Annotated in this window: 7 protein-coding genes; 3 read left to right on the top strand and 4 right to left on the bottom strand. The window is 36.1% G+C overall.

From position 1 onward, the window contains the following. Nucleotides 1-3: 3 nt before the first annotated feature. The 3 genes from ACHRWY_RS01640 (at nucleotide 4) to ACHRWY_RS01630 (ending at nucleotide 2223) form a co-directional block, all read left to right on the top strand. Entirely contained in the window at nucleotides 4-573 is a 570-nt protein-coding gene (locus ACHRWY_RS01640) for a flavodoxin family protein (protein WP_395351885.1), read from the top strand. Between the two features lie 20 nt (nucleotides 574-593). Continuing rightward, nucleotides 594-1508, top strand: coding sequence for an alpha/beta hydrolase (locus ACHRWY_RS01635; protein ID WP_395351883.1), 915 nt, complete (start codon nucleotides 594-596; stop codon nucleotides 1506-1508). A gap of 478 nt (nucleotides 1509-1986) precedes the next feature. Further along, entirely contained in the window at nucleotides 1987-2223 is a 237-nt protein-coding gene (locus ACHRWY_RS01630; protein WP_395351881.1) for a DUF6965 family protein, read from the top strand. 606 nt (nucleotides 2224-2829) lie between these two features. On the opposite strand, the gene ACHRWY_RS01625 is transcribed toward ACHRWY_RS01630, so the two are convergent. The 4 genes from ACHRWY_RS01625 to ACHRWY_RS01610 form a co-directional block, all read right to left on the bottom strand. Continuing rightward, nucleotides 2830-4134, bottom strand: coding sequence for a M20/M25/M40 family metallo-hydrolase (locus ACHRWY_RS01625; protein WP_395351879.1), 1305 nt, complete (start codon nucleotides 4132-4134; stop codon nucleotides 2830-2832). 736 nt (nucleotides 4135-4870) lie between these two features. Continuing rightward, complete coding sequence (locus ACHRWY_RS01620; RefSeq protein ID WP_395351877.1) at nucleotides 4871-5242, bottom strand: helix-turn-helix transcriptional regulator; 372 nt, start codon at nucleotides 5240-5242, stop codon at nucleotides 4871-4873. Nucleotides 5243-5436: 194 nt separating this feature from the next. Beyond that, a complete protein-coding gene (locus ACHRWY_RS01615; protein ID WP_395351876.1) occupies nucleotides 5437-7875 on the bottom strand; it encodes a TIM-barrel domain-containing protein in 2439 nt (812 codons plus the stop codon). 171 nt (nucleotides 7876-8046) lie between these two features. Continuing rightward, nucleotides 8047-12045 (bottom strand): ATP-binding protein, encoded by a 3999-nt coding sequence (locus ACHRWY_RS01610; RefSeq protein WP_395351874.1) that lies wholly within the window; start codon nucleotides 12043-12045, stop codon nucleotides 8047-8049. Nucleotides 12046-12698 lie beyond the last annotated feature (653 nt).

The following is a 12698-nucleotide window of genomic DNA, read 5'->3' as shown; positions in this document are numbered from 1 at the left end:
AAAATGAAAAAAATAACCTTTATTTATTTTTCAGGTTCAGGCAGCACGGGAAAATTTGCTGAATCCATTGGTAAAGGGGTTTCGTCAGTTGAAAGCGCAACTTTAAAGATTATTTCAATAGATGAAAATGATATCATAAAGGGACGCTATAAAAATGATGCTGTGATAAACCAATTAGAGACAAGTGATGCTGTCATATTTGGAACACCAACTTATATGGCAGGATGTGCAGCACAGTTTAAAGCATTTGCTGATGCAACAATTGGAACCTGGTCAGAGCAAAAATGGAAAAATAAAATTGCAGCAGGATTTACGGTATCCGGAACACCCAGCGGAGACAAAGTAATTACTTTACAGTATTTACAAGCTTTCGCAATGCAGCATGGAATGATTTGGCTGGGAACGGGCGAAATGCCTGTACAGTCAAATGGGGTAAATCGTTTGGGAACGTGGATAGGCGCTATGGCTTTTGCCGAACAAAATCCTGTATTACCTATTACAAAAGACGATTTATTGTCTGGAGAAGTATTTGGCAGAAGAATTGCTGATTTTACAATTAATCATTTACGATAATAGCTCTAAACAACTAACAAATGAAAAAAATAACCTCTTTTAAAAATAAAGGGCTTAAAATGGCCGCTGAATTACATCTTCCGGATAACTTTAGTGAAACAACCAAATATCCGGCTATAGTCTGCATCCACCCTGCCGGTGGAGTCAAAGAACAAACAATTGGGCATTATGCATCAAAATTAGCCGAAAATGGATTCATTGCCCTAACTTTCGATGCCTCTTATCAAGGCGAAAGCGAAGGCCTTCCTCGTTATTTAGAAGATCCTGCAGCCAGAGTTGAAGATACCCGTGCCGGTGCAGATTATTTAGCTGCTCTTCCTTATATTGATACAGATCGTCTGGGTGTATTTGGCATTTGTGCAGGTGGTGGTTATGCAATAAGCGCGGCACAGACAGAGCATCGCTTCAAAGCAATTGCCGCAATAAGCGCTTCTCCAATGGGTGAAGGTTTTAGAAATTTCCTGGGATATGAAACGCCTGCTCCTGTTTTGTTAGACTTACTAAAAAATGTGGGAATACAGCGAAATCTTGAAGCAAACGGGGCTGAACCTATGTATATGCATTGGGTACCGGAAACAAAAGAAGAAATTAATGAAAATACACCCGATTTATTGAGAGAAGGTCATGATTATTACAAAACTTCAAGAGCACAACATCCCAATTCTGTAAATAAATATCTCTTTACCAGTACTGATCGAATTTTGGCTTTTTCTGCTTTTGATCAGATTCCTGCCTTTTTAACACAGCCTGTTTTATTAATTGCCGGAAGTAAAGCAGACACTAAAATTTTCAGCGATCAGGCTTTTGATCTTGCTCAGGGAGACAAAGAATTGTTTATTGTAGATGGAGCCACCCATATCGCCATGTATGATATACCTGAATATGTGCATCAGGCAGTAGTCAAACTAACTGAATTTTACAGTACTAAACTGTAATTTTACAGTTAATAAATGTAGCTTAAAAATGGAGGAGTTTGAATTAGATCAAAACTGCCTTAACTGCTCCTCCATCTTTTATTTGCAAATTCAATTTGGAGCTTCTGTCTTTTTTCCACAAAAAAACTTTAAGACAATCTCTTTTTACTTTGAGTAAATAAAGTAAAAATTATCACATTGCATTTTTAATGAATAGCATAAACGAAATAAATATAATAGGACCTGCAATTAACAAAGGAATAAAAGTCGACTATTGGGCTGAGATTCAAATGATCTTTTCAATTTTTAATTAACTGATTGAAAAAGTCCTTGCAACTAATCAAGATATTAACTGTCTCTTTACTAAATTATAAAATTCTTATTCTTTGACTTTTATTAACGGTAATCCCTAACGATACAGGGACAGATAAGAAAAATACTTTATCAGTATACCCCCGCAGCCCTTGACAGGCGAATACTTTTTACCTAATTTTGCCGCATGACACCAGAAGAAATAAAACGCTATTTTGAAGCCACGCCCCCGCCCCAGGAAATGGACTGGAAGCCCTGGGCGAAAATCACAGATTCCCAGCTTTTCCTAAAGAGCTGTTACTTAACTATAGACAATTACAAAGGAAGCCTCGATATGTGCCCGGCATGGTGGCATCTCAAAGAGGTTTATATGCTTGTAAGACGAGGTTCACAGGGAGCCAAAAGCGAGAATCAAACTGAATAAAATTTAAATTTCCAGCTCTGCTTTAAGCGCATTAATGGCCCTGCCCTACTTACCCCGATAGAAGTAAAATCCTTTTGTGCCGAGGATGGGCACAAAAGATTGCTTGAACTCCTCGTATTTTCATGATCTCTTCAACATCCCGATAACTTAAAGTAAACCTAAGCTTGAAATAGACTGCCGGCAGAATAATAGACTTTGGATAGCAATGACCTTTTGTATTCATTTTTCGATGAGTTTAAAATTCTAAATATAAAAGTTATTCCCAGATGCGACAGATCCACATTTTTATGCTTTATACTTATTTCTTATAATGTTGTTTCCTGAATATAAAATAATCAGGGAAAAATAAGAACCAACAATAAAAAGTCGGGAGAATTTTATCAGGTGTAGAATTTCTACGAAGCAAAAAAATTGCGCAAAGTCAGAGTAGAGACATTTGCGCAGCGTTTCATAAGGAAGACTTCAGAGAGCGGGGTATACAATCAAATATTTTTGATATAAATAAAAACAAAAATAGTCAACCTATATCAGAACAAGACAAATAATAAAAAGCACTGAAAACCAATCCTTTTCAGTGCTTTTTCGATTCTTTATAATTTACTTATGTTATTTCAATTGAGTAGTATTTACTCTTGTTGGCGTATCTTTTCCACTAATAATCGAAGAAGAACTTAATGCAATTGATTTTATTATTTGGGTCATGTTATCAATATCTAACGTTTCAAATTCATCATCGGCTGTGTGATACGTTGGCTCATTATCCATTTTTGAAGTAGAAACGGTATGAGCAGGAACTCCAAGCTTGGCTAACGTAGCGTTGTCTGAGCGGTAAAATAATTGTTGCTCTGGATAAGGATCTGAATAAAATGTAAAACTTGTTCCTGTTAAATTATTTTGTAAAATCTGCCCCATATCCGACTTTTCGTAGCCTGTAATGTAAGCAGAGTTTTTACCCCATTTAGATTCTGTTCCTATCATTTCAATATTGAACATCGCAATCACTTTTTCCGGCACAAGCTGTTTAGAAAAATATTTGGCTCCGTAACCACCTATTTCTTCAGCTACAAATGTGGTAAAAATAATTGTACGCTCGTTGTTATTTTGTTTTTTAAAATATTTCGCAAGCATAATTACTGCTGTTGTTCCGGCCGCATCATCATTAGCGCCATTATAAATAGAATCTGTTGCAGGATGCGGAGCACCTTCTTCAGGAGAGCCTACCCCTAAATGATCATAATGCCCTGAAAAAATCACATACTCATTTGGTTTCGTTTTTCCGGGTAATATTCCAACAACATTATTCAATGTTTTTTTGGAGATTATATTAGTTAATTCAACAGAAAAAGTGGTCGCTTCTATGGTACCAAAAACAAACATAATCGTATTGTTTCCAGGATTAGCATTTATTCGATCAATATGTTTAATATTCGGCAAAACAGTATCAAATGAAGGGTCAACCAGTACCAAGAGATTTTTAGGACTTTTATAATATTCATTAAATTTCTCGCCAATGTTATCCCCTTTATTGATTTTTACAATAGAAATATCGCTTTTTTCAGTTAAAGAAACTTGAGGAAGGTACGAGAATGTTACAACTTGATTATTATTTATTTCTTTACCATCAATAGTAATTTTTGAAGAAGCTGCTTTAGAGGCAGTCATCGAAAATTCTTGTCTGTAATTCGTTGCTGCATTGAAAGTTTGCAAACCAATTGCTGCAAACTCTGATTCTATAAAGGCTGATGCTTTGTCAATACCGGGAGTAAAAGTTCTCCTGCCCTGCATATCATCAGCCGAAAGTATTTTCTCTATACGAGTTACTTCCTTGTTCGTAATAATTTTATCAATCGATTGTCCATGTACATTAAAACATTGACTTAGAATAAACATACTTACAATAATTTTTTTCATATTTTACTTTTATAAATAACATTTTAGTTAAACCAAAAGTAATTTAATTATTTGCAAAATTCAGCGCCTGGTAAAAGTTTTTAATTGAAAAAACTGACAAAATTACTAAATTATAAATTGCAATTACATGACTAAACAATTTTACCGATTCCAAGGCAGACAGTTTGGCTTTTAAAAAGGTAATTTTGCCATTTTTATAAAACCTGATCAAAAAAAGAACTGCATGCCACAAAAAACCGCCTTGCATGAAATACAAGACGGCTGTCCATAAAAACATAATCTTCCATTTTATGCTTCTATCTGTTCTATAAAATGGTAAGCATGCGATAGAGCTTACCTTCTGTTCTTTTTTATTATCGTGATATAGTATCCGTAGGCAAGAGCAATGCCTATTAAAACCAAATCTGAACTAGGGTTAACCCTATCATTAATCATATTATTAACTTCTCCTGCCAAACTTAAAAAGGGGCAAATCCCCAAGCTTTTTCAGATTTATAGAAAAAGTGAAGCCCGTTCTTTGCAATAGTACGGCAGTTTAAGATTATAAGGCTTTTGCAGGGGATGTAAAATATAACTCATTGTAATAATTAACAATATGTTCATAAATCCTAAGCACAGCAAAACCATTTAGTTACCAAGTTTCGCTTGCTTATAATTCAACAATCGTTACACTGAGGTACTACTGCCTTTTTACCATCAGCCTCATTACTTAAAGAGAACCGCCAAAATTCAATATTCAAAGACTCCCATATTTATCCTTATAAGTTTTAAGTTCCCTGTCGGTTTGATCCAGCAGTCTCTCCAGCAGTGCAATTTTATCCCTGTAGAGCATCTCAATATTAGAAAGATCCTCCTTTCCTAGAGACGCCTTGGACTTCATGCAATCGCTCTTAAGGTACAGACTGCTTTCAAAGCCTATAATGCTAATGAGATCCATTTCAAATATAGAGACGATCTCTTCTAATTTATCGCAACTCAGTGCTATGATGCCTTTTTCAATTTTACTGTAGCCCGCCTGGGTAATATTAAGTCTTAAGGCCATATATTCCTGGGTGTAGTCTTTAAGTTCCCGGATGCTTTTTATATTTTCGTTTATTTTTCCCGGCATTTGAATTGGTTTTATAAGTTTACATTTCAAACTACATCATCTGGCGCAAATTCATAAAATAACACTGCACAGCAGTACAAACAGCCCTGAATGGCGAAAGGCTTGCTCCCTAGCCCTGCATCAGGCAATGTATGTCCTGTTTCCCCGATCTATACGACAGGGAAAGTATTAGGAAAAACTCTAATGAATTAGCACTAAAATCTCTCTTCCACTTTTTTACCATTGTAATTAATAATCCTGGTGGTTCCATCTGGCAGTACAACGGTAAATTTTCTGCTGCTTAGCATTCCGGTATATTGTCCCTTCCTGTTGGAAATCGTTAATTTTTTTGACGCCTCATTCCAGGAAAACTCAATTTCGGAATAAAATCCTTTTTCATAATTGTAATTGTCAAACTCATCCTCATAAAGCACAAAAGAGCAATCTTTACCCGGGTATACTTTTATCTGTAAGTTATCCCACTTTTTCTGGGTTGCAAATTGCACTTTTGGACCTAAGGCAATAATTGCTCCTTCCCTTACATAAAGAGGCAGCATGTCAATAGTGGTTTTTCTGTCAATTTCCTGACCTCCTTTAATTTTCTCATTGGTCCAGAAGTCATACCAATTTGTACCAGCAGGCAGATATACATTTCTTGACTTTTCAGCCGTAAAGTCTACCGTTGTTTTATCTGTATTTTTTTTATCTCCTTGCTCATCCCAGCCCGTTGATTCGTTAACTTTTACTATTTTCTCCGGTGTATATTGTGCGTGGACCACGGGAGCTACCAAAATTGACCTGCCAAACATAAACTGATCTTTAATATCCCATCCTTTTTTATCGGTTGGAAAATCCATAAATAATGCCCGCATAAAACTCGACTGCTTACTGGTAACTTCCCATGATGTGGAATAAATATAAGGAAGAAGCGTATAACGAAGATTAATAAATTTCTCAATTGCATCGTAGATAGGCTCCCCTTTTATACCAAAATTATAAATCTCCCTTGGAACATCTGTACCATGAGAACGCATCATTGAATTAAAAGTGCCAAACTGAATCCAACGCACATAGAGTTCCTGATAAAGAGGATTTTTGGCCCCTGACCTTTCATTCCATGCTTGCCTGTAAGCTCCTGCAAAAAAACCACCTATATCTGAATTCCAATGCGGTATGCCCGTAAGAGTAAAATTCAGACCGGCCGGAATCTGATTACGAAGGGTCTCCCAACTCGAGGCTGTATCACCAGACCATGTATTGGCCCCGTAGCGTTGTTGGCCTGCAAAGGCAGATCGGGTTAAAATAAATACACGCTTCTCTGATGTGGTTTTGCGCTGATGGTCGTAAACTCCGCCTACAGTCATTAAAGGATATGCATTTCGCACTTTTCTAAAAGATCCCAGATACGTCTTTGTATCATAATCTGCTGGTTTTGCCTCAAAGTGATCTGGTTCTGTGGAATCCATCCACCAGCCGTCAATTCCATGAGAAAATAGTCCCTTATTGGCATATTTCCAGTAAATATCTCTTGCCTGAGGATTGTAAGGATCATATACTCTAACCCCTGAAGGATAATCTGCATTTGGAGGCCATATTTCTGAACCGGATTCCGGCCAGGTTTTAATATTAAATAACATTCCCTTTTGATCCATTTCCTTATAAGGCTTTGTCTGCGGACCAAAGGAAGACCAAATCGAGATAATCATATGGGCATTAAGATGATGAACCTGATCCACCATTTTTTTCGGATCTGAAAATTCAGGATTCAAAAACTCCATGGCATTCCATAAATAATTGTTGCCCCAATACTGCCAGTCTTGTATTATTCCGTCAAGGGGTACTGATAGCTCTCGATACTTTTTAACTACTTCTACCAATTCATTCTGACTTTTATATCGCTCTTTACTCTGCCAAAAACCATAGGTCCACAAAGGGAACATGGGTACTTTTCCAGTTAATTCACGCATTTTTCCAATTACTCCATCTGCATTGCCCCCGTACATGAAATAATAATCAACAGCGTCCCCCACAATAGATTTAAACGAAGTTTGGGTGGCATCATCTGTAAATTCTGTTGGAGAATAATTATCCCAATAAAGCCCATAGCCTTTTATGGATTGAAAAAAAGTCACCGCATCATCCACATTACCCTGCTCGAGGTGATATTTTTGATTCCTTTGGTTTAAATCTCCTCTTTGATGTTGTCCCAAACCATAAATAGGTTCTTCTTTATCTAAAATAAAAGATTGTGTGACTGTAAAGGTCTTTACTCCTGTATCATCAAAAGGTTCAAAATTGGTTCCCTGAGGTTTTTCTTTTAATAATTCATTTTCAAAGGCTGCAAATGCTACATCTCCTGAAACAGTATTTACACTAACGGTTAATTGATCTGACTTTAAAAAGATAATATTGCCAAGGGTTTTAACACTAAAAGCAGTTTTGGCAGGCTTTAAAACTACCGAGAGACTTTCTTTTAAAAAATTCTTTCCCTCCGGAAATTTAATAACCCTGACAATAGCAGGACTGTAAAACTGTATTTCTATGTTATTGCCATTGGCAATAGTGGTGATTCCTTGAATGGTTTTCTGGAATTTCTGCCCATTACTATGAAGGCAGAAAAGCAACACAGTACATAAGGAGTAGATAATTTTCATTTCAGTTGAGTTAAATAGTTTATAGTGCAATAAAAATAACTTTTGTCATTTTTAAAGCCTTTAAGCTATGTTGAAATAATTATAACTCATGTTGAAACCAGACATCACTTCACCACAAAACACAAAGAATCAACACATTAAAAAACAATTAATTTATTGTATTGAAAAATTTCAATCCCTGCTCTGGCTGGGTGTTTTACCAAAAGTGTCATGAAAGCATTTGGTAAAATACGAAATACTATTAAAACCTACCTGATCAGATACATCGGAAATTGTCAGTTTTTTATCCAATAATAATTCAGCTGCTTTCTTTAGCCGGATAGTACGAATAAAATTTGTGGGAGAATGACCTGTAAGGGCCATAAGTTTTCGATATAAACCAGTACGGTCCATATTCATATCCTCACTGAACTTCTCTACGGTATAATCAGAATTCGACAAATTATCCAAAATACACTGAAAAGTGCGTTTTAAAAACTCCTGATCAATGGGATTATCTGTCAAAGCATCAATTTGCACTTCCTTTTTATTAATGAACGTTTTTCTTCTGGTCTCGTTTATCTCCAGTAGTTTATCAATTCGCAACACCAGCAAATTAATATCAAAGGGCTTTACCATATAGGCATCGATTCCAGCCTTATAACCTTCAAAGCGGGCCTCATCAGAGCTTCTTCCCGTAAGCATAATAATGGGAATGTGACTCACGGCAATGGTATTTCGAACCGATTGACTCAATTGCGAGCCGTCCATTTGGGGCATCATCATATCTGTTACGATAAGATCCGGAACATGCTTTATGGCTTTCTTTAGTCCTTCTTCTCCATTATTGGCTGTGAATACATTATAATACTTTTTCAATTCATCGAGCAGATAACCTCTAAAAAGGATATGATCCTCAACAATAAGTATATTTTTTCTTGCTGATTCTTCCCCTTCTTTAAAAGAGCTCAATTCAGTTTCTTTACCAACTTGTAATAGTACCTTAAAAGAAGTTCCCTGCCCTGGATTACTAGATACCCTGACCCGCCCGCCATGCATTTCTGCATAATATTTTACCATATAAAGGCCTATACCGCTGCCAGAGTATCCACCCTTTTGATTGTCTGCCTGATAAAAACGATTAAAAATATTATCTATTTCTATTGTAGAGATTCCAATCCCTGAATCTTCAACCAAAATGATCAGAACTTTATCCTTATTGTCAATTACGGCCGAGAATTTAACTGCCCCTCCCGAGCCGGTAAATTTAAAAGCGTTAGAGAGCAGGTTAATTATTATTCTGGTGATTTTTTGTCTGTCCAGATACAAATCATCATTTTGCGGGTCGATATCCCAGTTAAAGTCAATTTTTTTTTCCGCTGCTATCGACTCATAGGCTTTACACAATTCAGCGATAAAGGAAAGATTATCATAAAAATTGCGATGTAAAATTTCTTCTCCTGTATCGATCTTTTTAAAATCAAGCAACTGATTGACAGTATCCAGTAAAAGGTCGCTACTGGAACTGATTTGCAAGAGTTCTTTTTTTATTTTCTGATCTTCCACTCTTGCAATCAGCGATTTTAAGGGTGTTATAATAAGGGTAAGCGGGGTACGCAACTCATGACTCATATTGGTTATAAAATCCGACTTTGCTCTCTCTACGGCATAATCTTGCTGCTTTTTGCGGATCAGGGCATTACGTTTTATAAGAGCCTTAGAAATTAAAGCAATCCCTACACATAATAATACCAAATAAAGTACTCTGGCGAGAGTCGTATTCCATATAGGAGGCTCGATGATAATTAAAAGATTTTTCACTCTCCCAGGCCAGTGCAGACCATCAGAACTGGCCTTAACCATAAAAAGATAGCGGCCGGGAGCTATATTGGTATAACTTGCCTCACCTATTCCTGAGGCAGAACTCTCAATGCGCCAATTCCTGTCAATACGCTTCAGTTTATATCTGAAATAAGTATGGGACTCATTGATATAATTGAGTCCGGAAAACCCAATGCTAAAAAAGTTTTGATCATGCTTCAGCCTTAAGGTATCGGTTGATGCGATGGCATTATTTAAAACAATCTCCTGGTTTATTTTCTGACCATTTGTCAAGTTTTTGCCAAACAATTTGAAATTAAATAATATGGGATTAAGAACATATTGAGTATCTATGGCATCATTTCTCTTTAGATTATTCATACCGTCTATTCCCCCGATAAACAATCCGTATTTTGAAGAAATAAGTGCTGAGCCATCCGTAAATGGATATTCCAGCACTCCGGTAAATTTATCATAATTTACAATTCTAAAAGTAAGTCGGTTTGTTGCTCTTTTTTTAATGATATGGCTCACACCGCGTGAGGTGGTAACCCAAAGTGAACGATCTATATCTTCCACTATCGCCTTAATGCTATTGTTTACTAACCCCTTATCGCTATTTAATTCACACAACTTTTGATTTTTATGATCCCAAACTGTCAGACCATTATAAGTCCCCAGCCATAAATCCTGGTCAGAATCAGATAAAATACAACTGTATTTATGGTTCTTTTGGCTGAACATGGGCATTCTTTTATGCCCTTTTGCCAAAGGCATGATAATTTTATCCCCTGCCATATCCATCATAAAAGGGCCATTAGAGGAAATGCCAACCAATTGATGATTCCACTGGGTGATTTGAAATACATCGGCAGGAGAATGAATCAAAAAGGACAGACCAAAAGACTCCAGAGACTTATTCCACTTGAAAATTCCAGTCTCAGTGCAGATATAAATTTCCCCCTGAGTACTTTGATATGCACAAATGGTCAATTGTTTTGTATATTGTTTTATAATGCCATCTCTTCCCTGTACAAACAGTCCTTTATTGGTGGAAATCCAAATTTGACCTGCAGAATCCTTTAACAGAGAATAGCAATGCAATTGGGAGAGTAAAACCCTGAATGATTGGGTATCATTGAGAGGAAGTTCGGCTATATAGAGCGCTTCACTAGTACCGATCAGCAATTTCCCGTCAGAAGTTTCTTCAAAACAATTGACCTGGAATTCTTCATTGTCCTTTAAGTTAAAATTACTTTTTTGATAATATTTAAAACGAGAACGATCCGGATGATGATAATAAATCCCCTTGTTTAATGTCCCTATCCAAAGCCCTCCCTGATAATCGAATAAAACAGTACTTACCTCGGTCTTTATCTTGTTTTTCTCTTTTAAATTTAGCTCTGGATAAAAACTGCCCAGGGTATTGCCCGATCTAAAGTACCAAAGCCCTTTGCTGCAGCTAATGAAAAAATCCCCATTCTTATTTGCTGCAAAAGTGTTAAGCCAATAGGTATGGCTTTGCAATAAGACCACTGACTCTTTGGTCTGGGTATCATATCGGATCAATTGTCCTTTTCCGATTCCCGACCTTACAACATATAGATATTTACCGACCCTCGTGGTGTGATTCCAATCATTAAAATTACCCAAAGCATCCTGGACAATAAATACTTTGTAAATCTCTTTTGAGGTGAAGCGGTCAAAACAACGCACTAATCCTGATCTATAAATTAAATATACCTTCTTTTGATCGCTAACAAGATCATAAAGTAGTTCGTCAGGGCTTCCCTTTATAAAAATGCTCTTTAAAAAGCAGACCACTCTTTTAGAATCCTGCTTGTAACAAAGTAGTTCGCCCAAGTCATTTACCACCCATATATCTTTTTTTTCATCAACAAATAAATCAACCGGGGTGCCTTTAAATCCTAAAAAACGGAGCGTTTTAATTGGATCGGCTTCGCTCCTTTCTTTAGAGACATTAATCAGGCTGATCTTTCCTTTATGCTTGAACCAAATGCGATTGTTCTCTGCATAACTGTGATGAAATCCCCTATAGGAGATAAGTGGAGCAGAATTATCATCGTCAATTTCTATTGTCTTAAAATCTGCTCCATCGTATAAATTGAGCATTCCCACAGTAAAAACACCTATTCTCCCATCCTCGAGTTCAATAAAATTCCTGATTTTCTCTTCATTGAGCTGATGTCTGTTTTCAATTGGAAAAAATAAAAGATCTTGTGGGAAAACTTTACTGCTAAAAGAAAAAAAGATGGCGCAAAGAAAAAAATACCCATGCACAGAGAGTCGCAAAATACCGTTTTCTTTTCTCTGACTCTGCCACAAAAATTTAAATAGTAATTTTGTCATTTATTTGAAGTTTGCATCTATAAAAAAAACTAGTACGGAATTGTAAATAGGTTCTGTCACATCTGTCAGAATCAAATATAAGAATTTAAGTAATTTAAAAGTTATTCCGCCAATCTACAGAATGATTTAAACATAGATATCAAGGCTACGGAATGTTATGGTGGCTGGATTATGAAAACACAATCTCAATTGTTGATGAGGAAATTATCACCGAATTAAAAAAAAATAATATATCAAAGGAGTTCCATCGGGGTTACGTCTTCGCAAAAGACAATTTAGCGGCAAAGTGACCTATCGTGCCGACGGATATTTAGGTAATTACATCATTGTTAATCCAATAAATAATATTGTTGCCGTCAGAATGATAAGCCATCCGAGTCATAAGGAAGAAAAAGACAACTTTTCAGATTTTGGTAAACGGGTAATAGATTTAATAGAATAGATACCAGTAATAACAAAAAACATTTCTAATTGCGTCTGCACGCCAGACACAATTAGAAACATAAAAATAAATAATTGATCAATCAACTTTTACTACATTTTTTAAAGAAATATGACAAAAAATTATCAACTTAAAATTTGTAGTAAAATCATGGTACATAGTGTTTTTGAAAACTAGAAATTTACTAAAACTAAGGAATACAACAGTTGGG

This window comes from Flavobacterium sp. FlaQc-48, from assembly GCF_044007335.1.
GTDB lineage: Bacteria > Bacteroidota > Bacteroidia > Flavobacteriales > Flavobacteriaceae > Flavobacterium.
The sequence above is the reverse complement of the archived record's forward strand: the minus strand, read 5'-3'. Positions and strand labels throughout refer to the sequence as shown.